Source organism: Bacillus salipaludis (assembly GCF_004358205.1).
The window spans coordinates 1-22,568 of the sequence record NZ_SMYO01000007.1 but is presented as its reverse complement, the minus strand read 5'-3'; the positions used below and the strand labels follow the sequence as shown (position 1 = coordinate 22,568).

23 protein-coding genes, 2 pseudogenes and 1 riboswitch are annotated in these 22,568 nt (G+C 38.2%); of the genes and pseudogenes, 5 read left to right on the top strand and 20 right to left on the bottom strand.

Annotated elements, in window-relative coordinates; genetic code table 11:
* Positions 1-71 precede the first annotated feature (71 nt).
* The 4 genes from E2K98_RS15505 to E2K98_RS15490 all read right to left on the bottom strand — a co-directional run bounded on the left by E2K98_RS15505 (position 72) and on the right by E2K98_RS15490 (position 3,219).
* Positions 72-746: a response regulator gene (locus E2K98_RS15505; protein WP_133335650.1), complete on the bottom strand. Its 675-nt coding sequence runs from the start codon at positions 744-746 to the stop codon at positions 72-74.
* 230 nt (positions 747-976) lie between these two features.
* Entirely contained in the window at positions 977-1,534 is a 558-nt protein-coding gene (gene efp / locus E2K98_RS15500; RefSeq protein ID WP_026572541.1) for an elongation factor P, read from the bottom strand.
* 22 nt (positions 1,535-1,556) lie between these two features.
* A complete protein-coding gene (locus E2K98_RS15495; protein ID WP_133335648.1) occupies positions 1,557-2,618 on the bottom strand; it encodes a M24 family metallopeptidase in 1,062 nt (353 codons plus the stop codon).
* 103 nt (positions 2,619-2,721) lie between these two features.
* Positions 2,722-3,219 (bottom strand): YqhR family membrane protein, encoded by a 498-nt coding sequence (locus tag E2K98_RS15490; protein WP_133335646.1) that lies wholly within the window; start codon positions 3,217-3,219, stop codon positions 2,722-2,724.
* A 247-nt stretch (positions 3,220-3,466) separates the two neighbouring features.
* Between E2K98_RS15490 and E2K98_RS15485 the strand changes: the two genes are divergently transcribed.
* On the top strand, positions 3,467-4,411 hold the full coding sequence (locus tag E2K98_RS15485; RefSeq protein WP_133335644.1) for a DUF1385 domain-containing protein: 945 nt from the start codon (positions 3,467-3,469) through the stop codon (positions 4,409-4,411).
* A gap of 57 nt (positions 4,412-4,468) precedes the next feature.
* Positions 4,469-4,861, top strand: a complete 393-nt coding sequence (locus E2K98_RS15480; RefSeq protein ID WP_308913882.1) for an SA1362 family protein — start codon at positions 4,469-4,471, stop codon at positions 4,859-4,861.
* Positions 4,862-4,877: 16 nt separating this feature from the next.
* Here the strand turns inward: E2K98_RS15480 and E2K98_RS15475 are convergent, their stop codons facing one another.
* The 5 genes and pseudogenes from E2K98_RS15475 to E2K98_RS15455 all read right to left on the bottom strand — a co-directional run bounded on the left by E2K98_RS15475 (position 4,878) and on the right by E2K98_RS15455 (position 10,613).
* Positions 4,878-5,762: a patatin-like phospholipase family protein gene (locus tag E2K98_RS15475; RefSeq protein WP_133335640.1), complete on the bottom strand. Its 885-nt coding sequence runs from the start codon at positions 5,760-5,762 to the stop codon at positions 4,878-4,880.
* Positions 5,763-5,928: 166 nt separating this feature from the next.
* Complete coding sequence (locus E2K98_RS15470) at positions 5,929-6,384, bottom strand: C40 family peptidase (RefSeq protein WP_235824830.1); 456 nt, start codon at positions 6,382-6,384, stop codon at positions 5,929-5,931.
* Between the two features lie 244 nt (positions 6,385-6,628).
* Positions 6,629-7,747 (bottom strand): annotated as a pseudogene (locus E2K98_RS15465) (vitamin B12-dependent ribonucleotide reductase); the annotation flags it as partial.
* Positions 7,748-7,994: 247 nt separating this feature from the next.
* Positions 7,995-9,434, bottom strand: a pseudogene (locus tag E2K98_RS15460) (vitamin B12-dependent ribonucleotide reductase); the annotation flags it as partial.
* A gap of 342 nt (positions 9,435-9,776) precedes the next feature.
* Positions 9,777-10,613 (bottom strand): lipoate--protein ligase family protein, encoded by an 837-nt coding sequence (locus E2K98_RS15455; RefSeq protein ID WP_133335636.1) that lies wholly within the window; start codon positions 10,611-10,613, stop codon positions 9,777-9,779.
* Between the two features lie 203 nt (positions 10,614-10,816).
* On the opposite strand from E2K98_RS15455, the gene E2K98_RS15450 reads away from it, so the two are divergent.
* Positions 10,817-11,197 carry a rhodanese-like domain-containing protein gene (locus E2K98_RS15450; RefSeq protein WP_133335634.1) on the top strand — a complete coding sequence of 127 codons (381 nt, stop codon included), beginning with the start codon at positions 10,817-10,819 and terminating at the stop codon, positions 11,195-11,197.
* Between the two features lie 359 nt (positions 11,198-11,556).
* Here E2K98_RS15450 and gcvPB read toward each other — a convergent pair whose 3' ends face one another.
* Genes gcvPB through gcvT form a run of 3 tightly spaced genes read right to left on the bottom strand, consistent with a single transcriptional unit; the run spans position 11,557 to position 15,481 of the window.
* Positions 11,557-13,017: an aminomethyl-transferring glycine dehydrogenase subunit GcvPB gene (gene gcvPB / locus E2K98_RS15445; RefSeq protein WP_133335632.1), complete on the bottom strand. Its 1,461-nt coding sequence runs from the start codon at positions 13,015-13,017 to the stop codon at positions 11,557-11,559.
* The gene (gene gcvPA, locus E2K98_RS15440; protein ID WP_133335630.1) at positions 13,010-14,356 is read right to left on the bottom strand and encodes an aminomethyl-transferring glycine dehydrogenase subunit GcvPA; all 1,347 of its coding nucleotides are present in this window, start codon (positions 14,354-14,356) and stop codon (positions 13,010-13,012) included. Before gcvPA ends, gcvPB begins: the two co-directional genes overlap by 8 nt.
* A gap of 18 nt (positions 14,357-14,374) precedes the next feature.
* A complete protein-coding gene (gene gcvT / locus E2K98_RS15435; RefSeq protein ID WP_133335628.1) occupies positions 14,375-15,481 on the bottom strand; it encodes a glycine cleavage system aminomethyltransferase GcvT in 1,107 nt (368 codons plus the stop codon).
* A 239-nt stretch (positions 15,482-15,720) separates the two neighbouring features.
* Positions 15,721-15,808, bottom strand: a riboswitch (glycine riboswitch).
* Positions 15,809-16,095: 287 nt separating this feature from the next.
* Here gcvT and E2K98_RS15430 point away from each other — a divergent pair.
* Both E2K98_RS15430 and E2K98_RS15425 read left to right on the top strand, forming a co-directional pair.
* Entirely contained in the window at positions 16,096-17,784 is a 1,689-nt protein-coding gene (locus tag E2K98_RS15430) for a DEAD/DEAH box helicase (RefSeq protein WP_133335626.1), read from the top strand.
* Positions 17,762-18,553 (top strand): YqhG family protein, encoded by a 792-nt coding sequence (locus E2K98_RS15425; protein ID WP_133335624.1) that lies wholly within the window; start codon positions 17,762-17,764, stop codon positions 18,551-18,553. The genes E2K98_RS15430 and E2K98_RS15425 overlap by 23 nt, the downstream gene beginning before the upstream one ends.
* A gap of 33 nt (positions 18,554-18,586) precedes the next feature.
* On the opposite strand, the gene E2K98_RS15420 is transcribed toward E2K98_RS15425, so the two are convergent.
* The 8 genes from E2K98_RS15420 to E2K98_RS15385 form a co-directional block, all read right to left on the bottom strand.
* Positions 18,587-18,772 (bottom strand): YqzE family protein, encoded by a 186-nt coding sequence (locus E2K98_RS15420; protein WP_133335622.1) that lies wholly within the window; start codon positions 18,770-18,772, stop codon positions 18,587-18,589.
* Positions 18,773-18,837: 65 nt separating this feature from the next.
* A complete protein-coding gene (comGG, locus tag E2K98_RS15415; protein ID WP_133335620.1) occupies positions 18,838-19,224 on the bottom strand; it encodes a competence type IV pilus minor pilin ComGG in 387 nt (128 codons plus the stop codon).
* Positions 19,221-19,700, bottom strand: a complete 480-nt coding sequence (gene comGF / locus E2K98_RS15410; RefSeq protein WP_133335618.1) for a competence type IV pilus minor pilin ComGF — start codon at positions 19,698-19,700, stop codon at positions 19,221-19,223. Before comGF ends, comGG begins: the two co-directional genes overlap by 4 nt.
* The gene (comGE, locus tag E2K98_RS15405; protein ID WP_133335616.1) at positions 19,645-19,983 is read right to left on the bottom strand and encodes a competence type IV pilus minor pilin ComGE; all 339 of its coding nucleotides are present in this window, start codon (positions 19,981-19,983) and stop codon (positions 19,645-19,647) included. Before comGE ends, comGF begins: the two co-directional genes overlap by 56 nt.
* Positions 19,967-20,407: a competence type IV pilus minor pilin ComGD gene (comGD, locus tag E2K98_RS15400; RefSeq protein WP_133335614.1), complete on the bottom strand. Its 441-nt coding sequence runs from the start codon at positions 20,405-20,407 to the stop codon at positions 19,967-19,969. Before comGD ends, comGE begins: the two co-directional genes overlap by 17 nt.
* Entirely contained in the window at positions 20,404-20,736 is a 333-nt protein-coding gene (gene comGC, locus E2K98_RS15395; protein ID WP_133335612.1) for a competence type IV pilus major pilin ComGC, read from the bottom strand. The genes comGD and comGC overlap by 4 nt, the downstream gene beginning before the upstream one ends.
* Before the next feature lie 18 nt (positions 20,737-20,754).
* Entirely contained in the window at positions 20,755-21,786 is a 1,032-nt protein-coding gene (comGB, locus tag E2K98_RS15390) for a competence type IV pilus assembly protein ComGB (protein ID WP_133335610.1), read from the bottom strand.
* A complete protein-coding gene (locus tag E2K98_RS15385) occupies positions 21,773-22,141 on the bottom strand; it encodes a hypothetical protein (RefSeq protein ID WP_235824829.1) in 369 nt (122 codons plus the stop codon). The genes comGB and E2K98_RS15385 overlap by 14 nt, the downstream gene beginning before the upstream one ends.
* Positions 22,142-22,568: the final 427 nt, after the last annotated feature.

Sequence of the window (22,568 nt, the reverse complement as noted above, 5' to 3'; positions counted from 1 at the left end):
CGTCCCTTAATTCTTACTATTTAGTGAAGTTTTATGGTTTTAATTATTTTTGTAGTCATTAGTTCAGCTGGTCATGACCCTTTTTGCAGCCAGCCTTCCTGGAATGCATAGGCAGCTGCTTGGACACGATTATTCATGTGAAGCTTTTCCATAATATTTCTCAAATGATTTTTTACGGTATTTTCTGAAATAAGCAATGCTTGACCTATTTCACGATTGGTCTGGCCTTTCATTACATGGAACAAAATTTCCTTCTCTCGTTTAGTCAAAACATCCTTTTTAGTAAAAATAAATTCTACTTGATTTTTACCATTTATTGCCCGCTTCGAGCTGTTTTCAATGATTTTCCCAGCCAGTTGTCCCGTAATAATGTTTTCTCCTCTATGCACCATATGTACAAATGTCAGCAATTCATTAGGAAGTAAATCTTTTAATAAATATCCCTTAGCACCTGATTTTAGCGCTTCAACTAATAATTCTTCCCGATCATTCAGCGTCAACATTAAAACTTTTACATCCTTCAATTCCCCTACAATCATTTTTAAGGATTGAAGACCATTCATAATAGGCATATTCATATCTAATAAAATCACGTCGGGTTTGCGTTCTACAGCCATTTCATAGGCTTGTTTGCCGTTGTATGCTTTCCCGACGATTTGAAGAGATGCATCTTCAGAAAGAATACTTTCCATGCCGCGGATAAACAAATGATAATCATCAGCTATAAGAATTTTGATTTTATCCATTGGACTCCCCCTAATCTAAAAAGGCAAATTAACACACTAAAATGCTCCTCGTTATACAACTCCATTTTATTCTTCAAGCCATGTCCACACTAGTGATAAAGAATGAGTTTAATAAATTGTTCAAAACTTATCCCTTTATATTTCACAAACTTTTCAAATATGGGCCTTTTCGAAGGAAAAGAAAAAAAGCCCTAGAACGGCTGAACCGCTCTAAGGCTTTTAAAAATAAATTATGCTCTTGATACGTATGATGCTTCTGTAGTATTGATGATTAGCTTGTCACCTTGGTTTATAAAGAATGGGACTTGAACAATTAAACCAGTTTCAAGTGTTGCTGGTTTTGTACCGCCTGAAGCAGTATCACCCTTAATTCCAGGCTCTGTATCAGTAACTTCAAGTTCAACTGTGTTTGGCAATTCCACTCCAAGGGTTTCATAATTAAACATCATAATGTGAACTTCCATATTTTCTTTCAAAAACTTTAATTCATACTCAATGCTAGTTGCCGGAAGCTCAACTTGCTCGTAAGATTCCATATCCATAAATATATGTTGATCTCCGCTTGCATAAAGGTACTGCATTTTGCGGTTATCAATTTGGGCCTTTTCAACTTTCTCACCGGCACGGAACGTTTTTTCTTGTATGGCTCCGTTACGAAGATTACGCAGCTTGGAACGAACAAAAGCTGCACCCTTACCTGGTTTTACGTGTTGGAAGTCAATGACGCGCCAAATACCGCCATCCACTTCAATCGTTAAGCCTGTTTTAAAATCGTTAACAGAAATCATGCAATAAATCCTCCTATATACATTACAAAATAATTAGATCTTTTGTTGAGTGAGTCAGAGCTTCATTACCAGTCTTCGTGACCAATGTGTCATCTTCGATTCGGACGCCGCCAAGACCTGGAATATAAATTCCCGGCTCACATGTAACCACCATTCCTGGTTCTAAAACAAGGTCAGAACGAAATGAAAGAGCAGGACCTTCATGAACTTCAAGACCAATTCCATGGCCGGTTGAATGTCCAAAATATTCACCGAATCCTTTTTCTGTTATGTAGTCTCTCGTTAACGCGTCAGCTTCTTTACCTGTCATCCCAGGTTTAATGCCTTCCATTCCTTTGAGCTGCGCATCCAGAACAATCTCATAAATATTCTTAAGCTTTTCATCCGGCTGTCCCACTGCTACTGTCCTTGTGATATCGGATACATACCCTTTATAATATGCACCATAATCAAGGGTAACAAAATCCCCAGTTTCAATTACTTTATCACTTGCTACACCATGTGGAAGTGCAGAGCGCTTCCCTGAAGCTACAATTGTATCAAATGAAGAAGACGTTGCTCCGGCCCTTCTCATAAAGAACTCTAATTCATTCGCTACCTCAAGCTCAGTCTTCCCGGGGCGAATAAAATCTAAAATATGTTTAAACGCAGCATCAGCAATATCTGCTGCTTCCTTTAATATCTTAATCTCTGCATCCGTCTTAATCAAGCGTAATTTTTCAATTACCCCTGAAACCGGCAGCAGCTCCCCTTCAATTTCTTTCTCATATGATTTAAATTCAGAAAAAGTTAAATAGTCCGCTTCAAAACCGAGCTTGTTGATTCCAAGCTGTTTGGCCTGTTTCGCCACTTCCTCTGGAATCGTAGTTGAAAATTTAATAATTTCGAATCCTTGACATTGCTTTGAAGCTTGCTCAATATAGCGAAAATCAGTTATAAATAATGCTTTTTCAGAACTTATTAAAACGACTCCTGCTGTTCCGGTAAAGTTTGAAACATATCGGCGGTTATATGGGCTTGTAATCAGTATTCCCTCAATCCCGTTTGCCGCAAAACTTTCTCTTAATTTCTCTAATTTCACCATGGGTTTCTACTCTCCTTTTAAAAGGCAGTTTTAGAACTATGTACTTGGGTTGCACAACAAAATTATTTTATCATAATAGATTAAATACGCCTAATCATGATGATTAACTGGCTGTCTCTTTTCGCTTCATTTCGGTATTTTGGTACTCATAATTAATGGAATATCCTATGAAAATTCCATATACGATATATAAACAAACAGAAGAAATCAAGGTATCTCTGTTTAAGTCAACAATTGAATCCATACTTGGAAAAAGCGGATTTAATACAAAGAATACCAATAAAAATAAAACAACCCCGTAACCTAGTCCAACCCAAAAGCCGGTAAACTTTCTTAAAGCAGCATAATAAATAAATGCGGCTACAACGGAAATGCAGCCAAGTAATAGTATGGAGATTAGCGTTCCAATCCAACCGTATTTCCAACTGCCAAGGGCCCAAGGCTCTAGAAGGATATTTGGGCGAATCTCCGTAAAGTTAAAATAGTAAGCTAACCAGCCGATTGTACTCCAAAAAAGTCCCCCAATTAGCCCTGTCCAAAAAACCATCATTGGGAAAGACATTGGTTTTGGATACGTTTTTTCCTTACGATCGTTTTCCATGGAATAGACCTCCTTTTATCTTTATCAAATGGATATACTGAGTTTTTCTGAGTATGCTCCCATCATGTTATTACTTTTTATTATGTCCTTCGGATTTCATTCCCTTGCATATAAAAATTTTTTTAATTTAAATGGAAAAATTATTACATCAATAGAGGTTTTTTCTTTTTTCTAGTAGAATAAATTTAAGTACATACAGATTTACTTTCTGCTAATGTGCAACTTTGTTAAGGTTGGTGTAATGTACATGTCTAAAACTCAAAAACCAGTTTACGGCGGCCAAGCGGTTGTCGAAGGCGTTATGTTCGGCGGAAAGCATCATTATGTTACCGCCATTCGCAGAAAGGACCATTCTGTTGAATATTTCCGTTTACCTCGGAAGGTAAACCCTCAATTGGCAAATCTTAAAAAGATTCCATTTCTCCGTGGAATCATTGCCATCATTGAAGCTAGTGCAAATGGTTCCAAACATTTAAATTTTTCAACAGAAAGATTTGATGTGGACCCAAAAGATGATCATACAATAAAAGAAAAAGAAGGTTCGAAGCTTAGTATGTACCTGGGGGTCGCTGTAATTGGGGTTATTTCCTTTTTGTTTGGGAAATTTGCTTTTACGTTAATCCCTGTCTTCCTTGCCGAATTAACCAGAACCATTTTCCCATCCGATTTTGCACAGGTGCTTGTTGAAGGCTTTTTTAAGCTAATCTTATTACTTTGCTATATTTATTTTGTTTCCCTTACACCTTTGATTAAAAGGGTGTTTCAATATCATGGTGCTGAGCATAAAGTAATCAATACCTTCGAATCCGGAGCGGAACTAACGGTGGAAAATGTGCAAGCACATTCCCGGCTTCATTACCGTTGTGGCAGCAGTTTTATCTTGTTTACGGTTATTGTTGGGGTATTTGTTTATATGCTTGTCCCTACTTCGCCTTTATGGTTACGTATTGTTGACCGGCTGGCATTAATTCCAGTTGTGCTTGGGATTGCCTTTGAAGTCTTACAGCTTACCAATAAGCTTAGAGATATTCCTGTATTAAAGTATTTAGGTCTCCCTGGTTTATGGCTTCAATTGTTAACAACAAAAGAACCCTATAATGACCAGGTTGAAGTGGCTATTTTGTCCTTTAAGGAACTCTTAAAAATGGAAGAGGCAACAGAGAAGCAAGTAGAGATAGAGGAAATTGTCTAATCTTTGCCTTTTCCGTGTTTAAAAGATAAAAAAAATGCTTAAGATGCTCATAGGGAGGTGGCTTTCTTGAAAAATCGGACACCCGTTATCATTGTTGGCGGGCTAATACTTCTTGCTTTATTGGGGATTTTTGCAACATTTACTAATAATCCTTCTGCTTTTCTTCAGAATATACTTGTCATTGCATTGGTTGGTCTCGTTATCTTTTTCCTTGTTCGAAGGTTTTCAAATTCGAGCCCTCAGAAAAAAGAGCAGCGGGCATTTCTTAAGGCAGCGAAACAGTCAAAAAAACGCTTGCAGCATAAAGGGAAGGACTCAGGAATTAAGAGTTCTTCCCTTGGGACCCTCTCATCTTTAAAGAAAAGCAACCGAATTAAAAAGAAATCTCCTGCTCACTTAACCGTAATTGACGGAAAAAAAGGCAAAAAGAAAAATCGAGCGTCACTTTAACGCTCTTTTTTTTTGCCTAATATGCCCATACTTTTAAAAATTTTTCAGCATGTGCTCTCCCGATCTCAACTATTTTTTGCTTTTTTTCATCAGTCAAGCCAAATTCAATTAAGTTTACACCCTCCGCTGGGATAAAAATAATATTCCTTGCATGCTTTTTGGATATATACCGTGCATCATGGGCATCCTTCATTGTTTCAAATAATGCGCCAAATAGCTGGATACCATTTTGGATTTTATGTTTTTGGTGTTCATATTCGCTTGTGCTTAGTTTGATTCCGATTACTGGCCTCCTAATCTTACCGTCATCTGTATCAAACAGCCACATTGGAAAGTTGCTTAGGACCCCGCCATCTACTATTACGTCTATACCCTCAATGGAACGCATTTTTACCGGTTCAAAAAAGTAGGGAATGCTGCAGCTCATTCTAATTGCTTTTGCTATTGAAAAGGAACCTGGTGTGATACCATATTTATCCAAGTCATCTGGCAGGACAATTAACCGGCCATTTGAAAGATCGGAAGCAACGACTCTAAGTTTTTTTGGAGGAAGATCTGAGAATGTCCTTATTCCTTTTGCCTCTAATTTTTCTTTCATCCATTTTTCAAATGCATTTCCTTTATATAGTCCAAGTTTGAAATAGACTAGCAGCCATTTCGCCAATGAAAAAGGAAGTAAGGTTTTTCTTGCATCCAGCATAGTTGTAATATCTAACTCTTCAAGCAATTGATAAACTTCTTTACTTGAGTATCCAGCAGCAAGTAATGCAGCCACAATTGAGCCTGCACTCGTTCCGGCTACCCGTTCAAATTGAAATCCTTGGTTTTCAATTTCCTCACATGCACCAATTAGTGCAAATCCTTTAATACCCCCTCCAGAAAAAACGCCGTCTATTTTCATGGCAGCCACTCCCAAAGTTGATATACTCACTGTTACATCTTTAAGCACAATGTTAAAAAAATAGTACGGTGGACAGGGAGAAAATTTATGTGGGAATAGTCGTGGAAAATGAAATGGCTGCTAAATAAAAAGAAACATCGTGGCGTCCCCGATGTTTCTTTTTATTTTATATACGTTTAGCCCCAATAAATCTTGGCTTCCAATAGCTATTCGTTGTATAGGTAATGGAAACACCATTTGATGTGACGGACTGAATCATTTTTCCGCTGCCAATGTAGATAGCAACATGGGTTGGACGGCTTGCTTTATTTGGACCAAAAAACATTAAATCTCCGACTCTTAAAGATGATTTAACTCGTTTTCCTTTTGTGTAAAACATTTGCGCTGCTGAATGTGGTAAGTTCTTTCCTGCTTTATGATAAGAGTAACTTACAAGCCCTGAGCAATCAAAACCTCTAGGGCTCATGCCGCCCCATCTATATGGAACACCAAGATTTGCCTTTGCTACTGAAATCGCTTTCTTATGATAGTATGCCGCTTCTGCTTTATCCCCCATAGGTGTAAACAATGAACTTATTGTAATTGCAAAGACGAGAACTGCGATAAGTTTTTTCAACATCATGTTTGATCCCCCTGTGAGGTGTTTTGTTACTTTTACTATATAAAATAAAGATAACGTTTACATCACAGGTAGATTACAGTTATATTACAATTTTCGACTTTTCTTGTAAAAATTTCACTAAGAAAGCTGTCTAGTTTGTTATAAATATAGGAGGTTTTGTCATTTTTTATGGAGTTAATTCGTTTTTTCGACTCGAAAAACAGAAAAAGGCTGCCTCTTATTGAGACAACCTCTTTGTAAAATTTTATAAACCACATTTCAATTGTGCACCGCAGTTTGTACAGGTGTTACAGCCGCCAATTTCTTTTACTTTTCCTTTGCGGCAAACTGGGCAGGTGTTGCCTACTTCAGATCCAATTGTTACATCTGTTGAACGAAGGTCAGTTATGGTATCGACTAGTACAACATGCTGCTTTGGTTTATCTTCAAACATGGATAATTGTTCTTCTGTGTTTTCTTCGGCTTTAAGTGTTAGCACTTGAGAATCACGTGAACCATCCACGTAGACAGTACCACCTTTGGCACCACCACGGTATAGACGCTCATAAACCTTTTCTACCTGTTCAACACTATAGCCCTTAGGCGCGTTGACTGTTTTACTGATTGAGCTATCAATCCAGCGTTGGATGACACATTGAACATCTGCATGTGCTTCCGGTGCCAGTTCCATCGCTGTTACGAACCAATTTGGAAGATTGTTCTTGTCTGCTTCTGGATGCTGTTCCAGATATTCTTGAACGATATCTGCATTTACTTCAATAAATTTACCAAGGCGTCCACTTCTAAAGTAAGAGAATGAGAAGTAAGGTTCTAATCCTGTAGAAACCCCAACCATGGTACCGGTTGATCCCGTAGGAGCAACAGTTAGTAAATGGGAATTTCTAATACCGTTTTCTAAAATAGACTGGCGGATATCTTCTGGCATTTTCTTCATGTAACCTGTTTCGATAAATGCCTGTCTTAAATGATTTGTTTCTTCAGTAGTTTCACCTGTTAAGAATGGGAAGCTTCCTTTCTCTTTCGCCAGTTCAACAGATGTTCTATAAGCTGTTGTCGCAATCATTTCAAAAACTTCATCTACAAGCTGGTTTCCCTTTTCAGAGCCATACTCTGTTTCACAATAAATGAGTAGGTCGTGCAAGCCCATTACACCTAAACCAACACGTCGTTCACCAAGTGCTTGCTTTTTGTTTTCATCTAAGAAGTAAGGAGTCGCGTTAATTACGTTATCTTGCATCCTTACTCCTACAGAAACTGTTTTCTTAAGTTTTTCAAAATCAACCGTTTTGGTTTCCTTATTAGCCATTTCTGCAAGATTCACAGCGGCAAGGTTACACACGGAAAACGGTGCAAGTGGTTGTTCCAGTTTGTTATCCCATCGGCTTTTTATCCGATAGTTCTTACGGTTCACTTCCCGTAAGTTCAGCATATCTTTTCATTACACAATGTAATGCTGCGGCCTCGTGGATGGGTTATATTCTCTTTCGAGGTTCACCATCTATGCGTTGCCCCTGACTGAACCTTTACATCCAGCCTTCGGTTCGGATTCTCAATCTCAGAGTCCCCGCTTTATTCCGCAGTTTTTAACGTGAGGCAAACTAAGCCACTTTACCACACGGATTTGTTGCAACTACTTTCTGTCCGTATGCTTTTGCATTTGTCATGTCGTTTGCATTGTCAATAAAGAAAATCCCTGGCTCTGCTGAATAGGTTGCGCAGATGTTGATTAAGTTCCAAAGTTCTTTGGCCTTAATCTTTTTGTAGGTCCGAATTTTATAACCAAGTTTTTCCCACTCACGAACGTCTCCAACTTTGTGCCATTCTTCGTTGTATACCTTCATTTCTTCTTCATCGTAATGTTCAACGTATGGGAATCGCAGTTCATAATCACTATCATTTTCAACTGCTTCCATAAATTCTTTTGTTAAACAAACAGAAATATTTGCCCCTGTTAAGAATTCTGAATTATGGACTGCAAAAGTTCCTCCGACTTCTAACTTTTCTTCTGCATCAGCGATAATTCCTTCGCTAAATCCACCCATTCCAGGGATGTTTTTATAATTTACAATTCCTTGGTACATCGCAGTTTCTTGAAGTGTTAATGGCATAAACTTCAACTTATCTTTCGCATGCTTTTTGATCGTTTCATCTTTTGTATTTTCAATTAAGAATCGCAGAATTCTTGGATTTTGCATTTTTGAAATAATGAATTCAATAATGTCTGGATGCCAGTCAGCCAGCATGATCATCTGCGCACCCCTGCGCGATCCACCTTGTTCCACTAGATGCGTTAATTTCGCAATATCATCCAACCAAGATACAGAACCTGATGATTTACCGTTTACGCCTCTTGCCAAGGTGTTTCGTGGTCTTAGGGTGGAACCATTGGTTCCGACACCGCCACCGCGGCTCATGATTTCCATTACCTGCTTTCGGTGATCCGAAATCCCTTCACGAGAATCCGCCACGAAAGGCATCACGTAACAGTTAAAAAACGTTACATCCGTATTCGCCCCTGCACCGTAAAGAACACGCCCGGCAGGAATAAAATTCATATTTACGAGTTCATTATAAAACCTCTCAAACCACTCTCTCCGCTTTTCCTCTGTCGTTTCAACGGAAGCAAGTCCTGTGGCATTACGTTTCGCAATTTGCTCATAAAAAATTTCTAAAGGTTTCTCAATAACATCAAGTGAGCGAGAAATAATACCTGTGCTCGCCTCTTCCGGATCATCTAAAACTCCTCTGAATTCCTCTTCCACTAAAACTTTAGCCTTTTTATTCTCCCAGTCTATATCCGTGATGTATCCTAAACCACGTGCTGGGAATTTTGGATCTTCCTTGATTGTAAGAACGACAAAGTCACCATTTTTGAGGGTAATTTTTTCAGTGTCTTTAAAGGTGTAACGGTCCAGCATGACCAAGCGTGAAACACCCTTGTGAGTTATTTTCATATCAGGGGTAACTGGGTGTACCTGGGGAAATAAGTGGATCTCCTCATTCAACCTCTCGAAATCAATATTCATTTTTTGTCTAAACACAACCGACATGAGAACAACTCCTTCAAATAATAAAATCAATCTATTGTGCTAGTTCTAGTAGTTTCATGCTAGACCTAGTTGGTTTAATACATTTAAGGTACCATATCGACACACAAAAAATCAACATATAGTGTTCGCATTAATTTCGACACTACTACATATTGTAATTGACGCAAAAAATATTTATTTTGTCAAACTTAAAAAAAACTAGATTTTAGAGCAAATTAAAGTTTTCGTTTGGTTTTCGAGGTAAAACGAGTAATTTTAACAAATTTCGCAGTTTGCCCATAAATTATTTCTCCAATTTTTTTCAAAAAAAGAAAAAGCGACATTGCGCCGCCTTTTAATCGGTTACCTTTTAAAATTCCATTCATCACTTTCATAACGCTCTTTTGCTATTTTCTGAACGTATGTAAGCTCTTCTTCAGTTAATTGATAGGGCTCTAGCTCAATATTGAGTCCTTCTGCAAAGCCTTTATAAAATGCCTCTTTTGCTTCCTCTAAGGTAATTCTTCGTTTACTAATATCATTGATGGCTACAGCTTTATTCTTGAATGCTTTTTGCATCCGTTCCTTTACTCTTTCACTTGGATATTTAAATAAGCTAAATAACTTATCTTCCTCTATATCCAATAAAATCGAACCATGCTGTAATATAACGCCCTTTTGTCTGGTTTGAGCACTCCCTGCTACCTTTCGTCCTTCAACAACAAGTTCATACCAGCTAGGAGCATCAAAACAAACTGCAGAGCGTGGATTTTTCAATGCTTCCCGTTCCTCCGCTGTCTTTGGTACGGCAAAATAAGCTTCTAAACCTAAATGATGAAATCCCTTCAAAATCCCCTCAGAGATGACCCGATAGGCCTCTGTTACCGATTGAGGCATTTCAGGATGGTCTTCAGAAACTATAACACTATATGTAAGTTCATGATCATGAAGAACACCGCGTCCGCCAGTAGGTCTTCTGACAAAACCCAATTGATGTTTTTTTACTGCCTCCATATCAATTTCTTTTTCTACCTTTTGAAAGTAACCAACGGAAAGTGTTGCCGGATTCCAGCCATAAAATCGGATCACAGGAGGAATCTTCCCTTCACTGTGCCAATCAAGTAAGGCTTCATCAAGAGCCATATTAAATGATGGGGAGCCATTTCCCGAATCGATAAAACGCCATACTTCTTTTTCCATTTTCTAGACCTCATTTTTATTTATAATAATTTTCTTTGGCGATTCCTAGTCTACCAAAATCTGATATGAATTCAAAATGATATATTTCTGCTATAATATTTTTTGTGGGCAAAAAAAGATTTTTTCTAATGTATCTTTACTGATGTAAGGGTTGACTTATATAATAAAAATTAGTGCAGAAAAGCTTGAAAGGAGCATTTTAATTGAACTCACTTATTCCACTATTAATCATTATCGTTGCGGTTGCGATTTACACTGTATTCACCTATTTTTATCAGAAGAAGATTGTCAAAACCGTTTCGGAAGAAGAATTTCGTGCAGGCTATCGTAAAGCGCAATTAATTGATGTGCGCGAACCAAATGAATTTGATGCCGGTCATATTTTAGGGTCTCGTAATATTCCAATGTCTCAAATTAGAATGCGAATGAAAGAAATCCGCCCTGATATGCCAGTTTATCTATATTGCCAAAGCGGAATGCGCAGCGGCCGGGCAGCACAGTTCTTATATCGCAAAGGATACAAAGATCTTACCCAGCTACAAGGCGGCTTTAAAAAATGGACAGGTAAAGTTAAAGCAAAATAATGAGGATTTTTCAAAAAGACCATTGTTCGCTGAAACGGTGGTCTTTTTATATTCCCTGTCCCCCATTATTCTTCACTTACGGGCACTATGACCCCTTGATAGTTCCCGCTCTCTTGCTTTTCCCTCACATACGGGCACTATGAGCCCCTGATAGCTCCCACTCTCTTGCTTTTTCTCCGCTTACGGGCACGATAAGCCCTTGATGGTTCTTACTACACTGATTTTAACCCAATCACGGGCTCTAAGAGCTGCTAGTGGCTCCGAGAGCCTTTACTTTCCTAGCTCATGGTAATAATTTCTTAACTTCTATAAAAAGATGAGGGTGAATTCCTTAATAGAATCCACCCACCGAAAATCAATTAATTCTTTTTATATCTCAACACAGGTTTACGTGCTGCTTTTGTTTCGTCCATACGGCCCACGATCGTTGTATGTGGTGCTTCTTGAACGATTTCAGGATTTTCCTCTGCTTCCTTGGCAATTTGAATCATCACATCACAGAAAGCGTCTAGGGTTTCTTTTGCTTCGGTTTCAGTCGGCTCGATCATCAAGCATTCTTCCACAATTAATGGGAAGTAAATGGTTGGTGGATGATATCCGAAATCAAGCAGACGTTTTGCAACATCTAATGTACGGACACCCAACTTCTTCTGGCGTCTACCGCTTAATACAAATTCATGCTTACAATGCTTATCAAATGGAAGATCATAATGATCTGCAAGTCTTCTCATCATATAGTTCGCATTTAAAACCGCATTCTCAGTAACAGCTTTTAAGCCGTCAGGACCCATTGAACGGATATAAGTGTATGCACGGACATTAATACCAAAGTTTCCGTAGAATGGCTTCACGCGCCCAATTGAGAGTGGACGATCATAATCAAGCACATAATCTTCCCCGCGTTTTGCGACAACTGGTTTTGGCAGGAATGGAATTAAGTCAGCTTTTACCCCAACAGGACCCGAACCAGGACCGCCGCCGCCATGTGGACCAGTAAACGTTTTATGAAGATTTAAGTGAACAACGTCAAATCCCATGTCCCCCGGTCTTGCTTTTGAAAGAACAGCGTTAAGGTTTGCTCCATCATAATAAAGCTTTCCGCCTGCATCATGAACAATTTCAGCTAGTTCTACAATATTTTCTTCGAAAAGTCCAAGTGTATTTGGGTTCGTCAACATTAACGCTGCTGTATCTTCGCCAACCACTCTTCTTAAATCCTCAAGGTCAACAAGACCGTTTTCATTAGACTTAACTGTTACGGTTTCAAAGCCAGCAATCGTTGCAGACGCAGGATTTGTACCATGGGCTGAATCCGGAACAATAACCTTTGTCCGGTTGAAATCACCATTAGCCTCGTGGAAAGCACGGATTAACATTAACCCGGTCCATTCCCCATGGGCACCTGCAGCCGATTGCAAGGTTACTTCATCCATCCCTGTAATTTCGATTAAATGCTCCTGAAGGTCATACATTAACTCCAATGCACCCTGTACAGAGTCTTCATCCTGAAGGGGATGAATATGAGCAAAACCGTTATAGCGGGCAACATTTTCATTGATTTTTGGATTATATTTCATCGTACATGAGCCTAGTGGATAAAATCCTGAATCAAGGCCATGGTTTCGTTTTGAAAGTGCTGTATAATGACGCATGATATCAAGCTCAGAAACTTCAGGAAGCTCAGGCTCATCTGCGCGTAAATATCCTTCAGGAAGAAGGTCATTTAATTCTAATTCCGGAACATCCATCTCTGGGAGGCTGTATCCGACACGGCCAGGTGTACTAAGTTCAAAAATGAGCGCCTGATCTTGATTATGCATGCAAATCCCCCAATTCTTTTACAAGAGTATCGATTTCTTCCTTCGTTCTTTGTTCAGTCACAGCTATCAGCATATGATTGGTAAGTTCTGAATAATCACGACCTAAATCATAACCGCCGATGATTCCTTTTTGTAAAAGCTGTTTATTTATTTCTTTTACCGGGTGATTCAATTTAACTACAAATTCATTAAATGAAAAACCATCATTGACAATTTCAAAGCCTGCCGCTTTAAAGGCATTTTTCGCATATTGAGACTTTTGCAAATTGTTTGCTGCCATTTCACGAACACCTTTTTTGCCAAGAGCAGTCATTGCAACAGAAGCTGCAAGTGCGTTTAATGCTTGGTTAGAACAAATATTTGAAGTCGCTTTTTCACGGCGAATATGTTGTTCGCGTGCCTGCAGGGTTAAAACAAAACCACGGCGTCCTTCGTCATCTGTTGTCTGTCCGACAAGGCGACCCGGAACTTTTCTCATTAGTTTTTCAGTAACAGCAAAGTATCCACAGTGCGGACCGCCAAATGCGGATGGAATACCAAAAGGCTGTGCATCCCCAATGACTATATCAGCACCAAATTTGCCTGGAGGTGTTAATACTCCAAGAGATAGTGGATTGCTTGATACAACAAACATTGATTTATTGGCGTGAATGATTTCTTCTAGTTCTTTTAATGGCTCAATTCTGCCAAAAAAGTTTGGATATTGAACAATTACCGCTGCAACATCGGCATTTACTAAGCCTTTTAATTCATTTAAATCTGTTAGCCCGTCTTTTACCGGTATTTCTACAACAGACAAGTTCTGACCCTTTGCATAGGTTTTAAGAACTTCACGATATTCAGGATGAACCGCATTTGAAACTAAAATTACTTTCCGCTTTGTATGACCGGCACTAAGCATTGCTGCTTCAGCTAATGCCGTTCCGCCATCATACATCGAAGAGTTGGCAACATCCATTCCCGTTAATTCGCAAATCATTGTTTGGAACTCAAAAATTGCTTGAAGCTCCCCTTGAGAAATTTCCGGCTGATATGGTGTATAGGCTGTATAGAATTCTGAACGTGAGATAACATGGTCGACAATAACAGGCATATAATGGTCATAAACGCCTGCTCCTAAGAAGGAAACATTTCTTTTCAAATCTGCATTACGATCTGCCATTTTAAATAGTTCTTTCATTAAAGCAGGCTCTGATTTAGCTGCTTTAATGTTGTATTCACCTTTAAAACGTACTTGCTCCGGGATATCGCTAAAAAGTTCATCAACGGAGGAAACGCCAATGGTTTCAAGCATTACTCTCTTATCTTCTTCAGTCATAGGTAAATAGCGATGTTTCATAAACCTAACTCCCTTCCGTTATTTCTTTTCTTTTTTATAAAAAGGTGTTGGAATTACTTTTGCTTTTAAACGTTTTCCGCGAATTTCAACCTCAACTTCACCATCTAATTCGGCATATTGAGTTGGAATAAGTGCAAGCCCGATATTTTTCTTTAATGTTGGGGACTGCGTACCAGTAGTTACCTCACCGATGAGCTCTTCCCCTTTATAAACAGAATACCCATGGCGTGGAATACCACGGTCAATCATTTCAATCCCAACCGTTTTTCTAGGAAGACCATTTTCTTTTTGTTCTTTTAATGCTTCTTTACCAATAAAATCTGCTTCCTTATTTAACTTAACGGCGAAACCAATTCCTGCTTCGAGTGGTGAGATTTCAGGAGAAAGTTCTTGACCGTAAAGTGGTAAAACGGACTCAAAGCGTAACGTATCACGTGCACCCAATCCACAAGGAAGAATTCCTTCTTCCTTACCTGCCTCCAAAATAGCATTCCAAAGGTCAACTGCATCTTCTGACTGACAATAAATTTCGAACCCATCTTCCCCAGTGTAACCAGTTCTAGAAACAAGGGCCGTTTTGTCATCGATTTTAACTTCCTGCTGAAATTTGAAAAAGCCAATTTGACTTAGGTCGGACTCATTAACCAACTTCTGTAGTACCTTTTCTGCAAGTGGTCCCTGAATGGCCAATTGAGCTGTTTGGTCAGACAAGTTTTTAAGGGTAACATCACCTTCAAGATGGTCTTCAAGCCACTTATAATCTTTTTCAATATTGGAGGCATTTACTACGAGTAGATAATGATTGTCTTCCATTTTATAAACAAGCAAATCATCCACAGTACCGCCGTTTTCGTAGCACATCGCTGTGTACTGAGCGCCGCCATCCTTCAGTTTAGAAACATCATTCGTCATCATTTTTTGCAAATAGGATAAGCTGTCAGGTCCTTTAACCTCAACTTCCCCCATATGAGATACATCGAATAAACCTGCTTTTGTACGAACGGCTTCATGCTCTTCCTTAATGCTTGAAAATTGGACAGGAAGTTCCCAGCCGCCGAAATCGATTGTCTTACCCCCGTATTGCTTGTAGGTTTCAAATAATGGAGTGCGTTTTAAATCAGCCAAATTGAATTCCCCTTTTTCAGAAAATTTTATTAGAAAAATAACAAGATGGTGCGTAGAGAAAACCTATCCATAAGAGACGAATAAGTTTTACATTTTTTCTAAGCTATTTTTCCCCAGAAAAAAAGACAGAGTCCCCCCTTTTTAATAAAAGAAGGTCTCTGTCCTTGCACCTGAAAGTTTACCATTAATGGCTTTCCCCTTTGGTGGCTCCTTTTTAACTGAAGCACTCTCCAGAGCTGCGTCAAACAAGAGTTCTTTTGCCTGAGAGATTCACATTTCTGTTTGCTCCTTCGGCGCTACACGAGTAGTCTCTCCCCTTGTTATCATCCGCATTTATAATATTTTCCATATGGGTAATACTAAAATAAATACATCTTCAAAATCATTTACTATATTACAAAAATTTAAAACTTTCTAAGCTACTAACATCCTACCCTAAAATGATATTTTGAGCAATAGGTTATTAAAGAAAAGTGTAAGCGCCTGGTTCAGGGGCGACAAGCATAAGACAAGCCGGCATGAAGGTTGTTCTTTAACCTTCAGGACGGATTGGCTGTAGACCATAGAGCCCCTAGGCGCTGAAACTAGACAAGTTAGAAAAGGAGCTGAAAACCATGTCTGTTCACATAGAATTCGATTCCTCTTGGCAAGATGACTTTTTACATAGGATTGAACATGATGGTCCATGGGGAAATTGGGATCTTTTTAAACTTGCAATAGAGGTTGAAAGACATCTTGTAATACCCGAATTTGAGGGTCTGCAGGCACCCAGCCATCTGCCGCACTTAACTCCACTTCCGCATCAGCTCGAAACTGCTAAACAAGTAATTGAAAACATGAATGGAAAAGCAATTCTTGCCGATGAGGTTGGGCTAGGTAAAACCATCGAAGCTGGTCTTATTTTAAAAGAGTACATGATTCGCGGTTTGGTTAAAAAAGTATTGATCCTAGTCCCTGCTTCCCTGGTTACACAATGGGCAATGGAACTAAACAGCAAGTTTTTTATTCCAGCGATTTCTCAAAGAAAGAGTTATGTATGGGAACAATGTGATGTGGTGGTATCCTCCATTGATACCGCAAAACGGAATCCGCATCGTGATATTATATACAATCAAAACTATGACCTTATTATCATCGATGAAGCCCATAAGCTGAAAAATAATAAAACGAAAAACTATGAGTTTGTTCAAAATTTAAAAAAGAAATTTTGTTTATTGTTAACAGCAACCCCGATTCAAAACAGAATTGAAGAAATCTTCAACCTAGTATCCCTTTTAAAACCGGGGCATTTGGGAAGCGAAACAGCCTTTTATGAAAAATATAAACGGGACGCCCGTTCTTTAAATGATAATGAACATTTAAAGGAATTAGTCAATAAAGTAATGATACGTAATCGGAGAGCTGACACCGGGATTGAATGGACAAAAAGGCATGTTGAAACCATTCCAATTGAATTTTCACCCTCAGAAAAGGATTTATATGAGGCCATTAACGATTTAAGAAGCGAAGGAGATTGGGTTCAGACAAGTGCCTTTTCTGTAATGACATTACAAAGAGAAGCATGCAGCAGCCGCGAAGCCGTTTTTTATACACTAAAAAACATGCTGCAAAAAAAGGAAAATCCATCTCCTGCCTTTGAAGAACAAATTAATTATTTGATTAAAAAAGTTGAGTCCGTCCAGCAAAACTCAAAAGCTGAAAAAGCGCTTGAGTTAATCCAGAATGTAAATGACAAAGTCATAATTTTTACAGAATATCGGGCCACACAATTATATTTGCAATGGTATTTAAAACAGCATGGAATTACTTCCGTACCGTTCAGGGGAGGATTTAAACGCGGTAAAAAAGATTGGATGCGTGAGCTCTTTCAAAAGCATGTTCAAGTCTTAATTGCAACAGAAGCCGGTGGAGAAGGAATTAACCTTCAATTTTGTAATCATATCATTAATTTTGATTTACCGTGGAATCCTATGAGACTCGAACAGCGAATAGGCAGGATTCACCGTCTCGGCCAAGAAAAAGATGTGATGATTTATAATTTTGCCATCAAAAATACGGTCGAAGAACATATTTTAAAACTTCTATACGAAAAAATTGATTTGTTTGAGAAGGTAATTGGCGAACTTGATGATATTTTAACAAAACTTGATTTTGGTAATATCGAGGATCATTTAATCGACATATTTGGGCAATCTTCTTCTGAAGGGGAAATGAGGATAAAAATGGAAAACCTTTCATCGATGATTGAGTTCGCAAGAGACTTAAAGGAAGGAGATTCACATGCAGCAGCAGGAAATTCATAACTTTTTAATAAAGTATTTTGAAGCCAACGAATGTAAAATTGTCGAAAACCAACCTGGATATTTAACTACTCAATTAACCATTGAACTTGATAAAGAATTGATGAATCGCCCCTTTTACTGGCATTATCTTGAGAAAACAGGCGGAATTCCCAATCCGATGAAGCTTACCTTTATTACAGATCACCAGCGGGCACCTGATCATGTTAAAGGGGAAACCATTTATTTGGGATCACCTAGACTGCATCAAATATTTACTTCTACAAAAAACCTTGCAGGTTTTATTCGGCTCTATGAAAATCACAGCTTGCATAATAGACAAACACCGTTATTACCTTGGCTTTGTATGAATGTGAAAATATCCTACCAGTGTGATCGAAAAAGAGATATTTTTAAATCGATTGGTTTGCAGCTAATAAATGGTCAAATGGTCGAAGATTTCCATGAGCGCTTATTGAAAATAAAGCTAACGCCCAAAATTCCGGATTACTCCTTTACCTTATCTCCATTAGTTAAACCAAAAAGTGGAATGACCAGAATTGAAAATTATCTAAGAAATGTCATTGAAGGTGATGATCATACATGGGCTGAGGAAGCTCGTGAAAGATGGGATAAGGACCGGAAGCTTTTAGACCATTTTTATGAGGATTGTGAAGAAGAAAATGAGAGCTATGAAATAGAAAAAAAAGCGCTGCAGGAACAATATGAACCCAAAATTAATATCTCGTTGATCAACGGAGGACTGTTTTATTTGACAGATAAGGCAATCTAAAAAGGTAAAGAAGCAGACGGTGCATCTGCTTCTTTACCTTTTTCTTCTTCTTTTCATTTCTGAGTAAAAAATATAAGGAAGGATTCCGAACCAACGATACCACAAAGATGCTTGCGCTTGCTTCCGCTCTGTACGAATTCTTTTTCGTTCATCCTTTGGCTGGTCCGCATATTTAACAATTGTTTGCGTCATATATTTTACATAATCATTTGTTTTCATCGACACACCTGCCTTTATCCTTCAATACAAGTATGTCCATGTTTTACAAATTCAAACGACCTTTTTCAAGCTCTACTATCTGTCCACTTGATCATCCTTTTTAATTTAATATCAAAATAGCCAATTCCAACAACAGTTATTCCTGAACTAAAACGAAGTGTGAAATTAACCTTTTGAACACTACTTACAGGAACCTCGGCCTGATAATCCATCGTCCCGTTTATATACTTAAAAGACCCTTTTGTTTGAATGGTTCCGGTGGAGGTTAGCATGTTCTCAACCTTTTTGATGGAGCTAAGGAAATAATACTCTTCTTGTAACAGGATCGCAGTTTGATTTGCAACCTTCCTCTCAGCTAACAGCTGTTCAACACGTATGGATAAAAATAAGAAAAAAATAAGGAGGACACACAATGTAAGGGGATAGGTAAAGCCTGCCTGAATTTTTTTCATGGACTTGAATTCCAATTAATGAAGGAGTAGATAACGATTGAATATTGTTTTCCCCATGTGTCCTTTACAGTAACCTTTACAGCGTTATTTAATAGCACAAAAACTACCTCAGATACATTTTGTAACACGATTTCATTTCCAGTACTATTCACCCTTCTTCGGAGGTTAGTGCCGTACCTTTCATATTGAACGGTTTCGGCATCCTTCGTTAAAAACAGTCTTCCTGAAAGGACCCCTACCTTCATGTAAGATCGGACTTCCCTCTTTAATTGACTGCTAAAAACCTCCCACTCCAATGGTTGGTCTTCCCCTTGTGTTGCTTTACTATTTAAAACTATTTGCATTAGTGGTGCCATGAAAAAGACAAGGATAGAAAATATCGCTAGGGCAAATAGAGATTCAATCAATGTAAAAGCTTTTTCATTCTTGCATACCGCAAATTTCTGTTTTGGAATGAACGGCGGTTTCCTCAACATTTACACACACCTCCTTTGCTCCGGAAAATGCAGTGTCTTTCCAGCTGATTTTGTATTCTATTCCATCCTTTAACACAGAATAATTGGTGTCTAATTTCCCCTCGATTATTTTAGCCTCGAGTTCCTGATATACAAGCTGCCTGGCCATTTTTTCGATTTGGAGTTTTTTTGATTGACTGTTTAATTCAATGATAATTGGCATAAAAAACAGACACATCATAAACCAGGCCGATAGCGACAATAACAGTTCAAGTAAAAAGAAGCCTCTATTCTTCCGTGACATAAAACCTTCCCTTTCCAATCAAAAAGGTAACACGATATTGCTTATCCTTCGTTACAATCGTAAACGAACCAAATTTACTTATATTCCCATCCGGCAGAAATCGAAAATATAAAGACAGTGTCCCCGGATAAACATGAATATTGTTTGAATAATATCGCTCGACCAGCCGTGGAAGATCATTGCGCTCATAAATATAATAGTTATATTCGTTTTCCGAAAAGGCTACATAGACCTCATGTTGATGGGAAATAGCATATTGTTGGGCGAAAAATAAGTCTGCTTTGAGCTGGGAAATGAAGGTTTCGTCTTCCATCCGATTCGCTTGTGGCTTTACAGAAAAGACAGTAATCGAGGATAGGATTAAAAAGATCGCGAGAACCAGTAATGATTCGATTAAAGTAAATCCTTGTTGATGATTTTTCATTCAGATGTATTTGCCACTGCAACAACTTTTCCGTCAGCTTGTATTTCTACCTTTGTTTTTCCATCAGGACAGCCCTTTGCATCCTCTTTTAAATAATCAGCAGCAACTAAATCCTCAACACTTGTAGGCATTTTTTTCTTTTCCATTTCATAAGCCTGAACCTGTGCTTGTACCATTTTCACAAATGCCTGACACCCTTTTTCATTGATATTTGAATTATGTTTTGTGATGTTCGGAATTGTTATAATTAACAACACAGAAATAATTAACATAACAATCATCATTTCAATTAGTGTAAAACCTTTTTGATTCTTAAATTTTTTCAGCATTTTTTTCAACCTCCAGTTTTAAATTCCGTCCATTAGATGGAACATCGGTAAAAGAATTGCTAAATACATCGACACAACAAGAAATCCAATAAAAAGATATAAAATCGGCTGAATCATTTTAAAGCTTTTTTCAATTATTTCTTCCATGGTATTTACACAATGCCTGCTAAAAAATTGCAGTTCTTGTTCTAACTTTCCATTCGCTTGTCCATGCTTAACAATCATCGGAAATTCTTTTTCAAAAAAAGAAAATGCGGCTAAAATAGACTCGAGTTTTTCTCCGGTTACCAGCTTTTCTTTAATCACCTTCCCAAGCTGGCTGTAAAACGGTTGTCTGTGGTTCTTTTCAAAGAGCAGTAAGGCTTCAGAGACTGAGATTCCCCCTGCAAGTAAAAAGCTAAGCTGAATGGAAAAATAGTGGGTAAATAACAATCTGAGGACCCTTCCTGCTATAGGGAGACGAACTAACTGCGACCGTTGCAGAAGGATAGACATTTTTCTGAATACAAAAAAGTAATACATTGCTGCTAGTAAAGAAATAGTAAATATCCCCAATAGAATCTTAGGAAAATATTGGTCAAAAGCATAAATTACTTTCGTGAAAAAATTAGCTTCAAGTCCCATTGATTTAAAAAGAGTTGTAAACCTTGGCAGCAGTGTATTTTCAACAAAGACAAACAAAAAACCGGTAATGAAAATAAGAAGCAGCGGATACTGAAGCAGTTTTAACAACTTCTGCAAATCCTTATCCTTTACCAAAGCCATCCCGCTCCCCTCTAGAAGTGCCTCCGCAAAATTGCCGTGTTGTTCAGCAAAATAAACAAAACCAACTAAATCTTTGTGAAAACCAAGCCCATCTAAAACCTCATGAAACGATAGACCAGTTTTTAACCCAATTAAGCATTTATGAAGCTCCTCCTTTCGGTTGGTAGAAAGGTGAAGGGAAATGGACTCAAGAGCCTCGGAAATCGGATATCCCCTCGCCAATAATTCACCTGTCCTTTTTAAAAGGGTTGCTTGTTCATTTACCGTCCATTTACGATGTTTCATAATTGTATACCAGCCGTTCATATTCTGACTCTTTTATATAACCAAGTGCAATTCCCTTATTGATTACTTGATTGATCGTCTTATAGCGTGGTTCAATATTTTCCCCCTTTGCAGCCCTCATCGCTGAATGTAAATTCCTCCCTGATAAGAGTTCAAACACACTCGCTCTTTTCCATCTGCCATATGAATAACAAAATGGGGAACAGTCGTCCGGGCAAAATGGACAGGTCAATTCCACCAGGCGCTGTGCTGTAACGGCAATAAGCGTTTGCTCTACTTCCAGCCAATTCACCCCGAATTTGTAATCCTTCAAATAACGTGAGAAAGTAATCCAATCAAAACCTTGATAAATCAACCTCACTATTCAAAAAAAGTGAAAAGGAAATTCACGGTTATTGCGAAAAAATCACTTTTATTCACTATTATTGATATAGCATGAAATACTTTTTTCTCAACATTCATGAATCGTGAGAAGGAATTACTTTAATGTCGTTTTTTAATGAAACACAGTGTATAAGGTGATTAAAAAATGCTGTATATTGCAGTATGTTTTTGAATATAAAAAAGCCGAAAACATGCAAGAAATGAATAAAAACTTGCATATTTTCGGCTTTTTTATAATTTTGGTTATTGAACATGTCGAGTAGAAGGGAGCCTTTCTACCTTGCGGTAAATTGTACTCCTCCCCCCTCACAGAACCGTGCTTGCGCTATTAACGCACACGGCTCCTCCTAGTTATCATTTACAAAATATAGCTAATTTCTTTTCTTAAGTCATATATA